This window comes from Promicromonospora citrea (genome assembly GCF_013004695.1).
Lineage (GTDB): Bacteria > Actinomycetota > Actinomycetes > Actinomycetales > Cellulomonadaceae > Promicromonospora > Promicromonospora citrea.
In genome coordinates this window covers 1-1,234 of the sequence record NZ_JABEMG010000286.1, presented here as the reverse complement: position 1 = coordinate 1,234, position 1,234 = coordinate 1, and the positions used below count along the sequence as shown (strand labels likewise).

Below are 1,234 nucleotides of genomic sequence, written 5' to 3'. Positions count from 1 at the left end.
GCCTCGACCCGGCGTGCCGCCCTGCACCGGCCGTCGCGCGCCCGCGCTCGCCGCCGCGCTCTCTGCGCCCGCGCACGCGGCCCTCGTCGGGGCGTGCGTGCTCGCCGTCGCCGCCTCGGCGCACGTGCAGCTCGCCGGCCGGATCCCGCTGCCCGACCTCGCGCGGCTGCGCGTGACAGGGACGCTCGTCGGCACGGTGGTCGCGCAGCCCGAACCGTTCGTGCTCGCACCCGGAGCCGACCGGTACCGCTGGGTGCTCGACGCGCGCTCCGCCCAGGCGCGCGGTGTCACCTCACCGGCCCGGGCCCGTGTCCAGGTGCTGTCAGCGAGCCCACCCCGCTACGGCGCCACGGTCACGGTGTCCGGGCCCCTCCGGCCCGCGGACCCGGGCGCGGGCGAGGCGGCGGCGCTCACCACCGACCGGGCGCACGAGATCCGCGCGCCGCCCCGCCTGCTCCGCGCGCTGGACGACCACCGCGCCGCTCTGCTCGACGTCACCGCACCGCTCTCCCCGCAGGCGCGCGGGCTCGTGCCCGGCGCCGCGATCGGCGACACCTCACGACTGCCCGAGGAGATCGCCGACGACATGCGCGTGAGCGGGCTGACGCACGTCACGGCGGTGTCGGGCGGGCACTTCGCCGTGGTGGTCGCGGTGCTCACCCTGCTGTGCTCGGTGGCGCGCGTGCCCCGCGCCGCCCGGGTGGTCCTCGTGGCCCTGGCCGCGCTCGCGTTCGTCGCCCTGGTGCGGCCGGAGCCCGCCGTGCTCCGGGCCGCCGTCATGGCGGGGTTCGCCCTCACCGGGGTCGCGCTCGGCCGGCCCGCGCGGTCAGCGCCCGCGCTCGCGGGGGCGGTCGTGGGCCTGCTCGTGGTGGACCCGTGGCTCGCGCGCTCGTACGGGTTCGTGCTGTCCGCCGTGGCCACCGGTGGGCTGGTGCTGCTCGCCGCACCCCTCGCGGCCCGCCTCGCCCCCTGGACGGGCAGCGCGGCCGCGTTCGCGCTCGCCGTGCCGACCGCGGCCCAGGCGGCGTGCGGCCCGGTGCTCGTGCTGCTCGACCCGTCCGTGTCCACGGTGTCCGTGCCGGCCAACCTGCTGGCGGCGCCCGCGGTCGTGCCCGCGACCGTGCTGGGGCTCGTCGCCACGGTGCTCGCTCCGTGGCTGCCCGCGGTGGCGAGCCCCGTGGCGTGGGCGGCGGGCTGCGCCACCGGGTGGATCGCGGCGGTCGCGCGCGCCTGC

The 1,234-nt window shown here is 79.8% G+C and carries 1 protein-coding gene; it reads left to right on the top strand.

All coding sequences use genetic code 11. The features are described from left to right. On the top strand, window positions 1-1,234 hold a 1,234-nt coding region (locus tag HLB15_RS23650; protein ID WP_171109219.1), incomplete at both ends, for a ComEC/Rec2 family competence protein.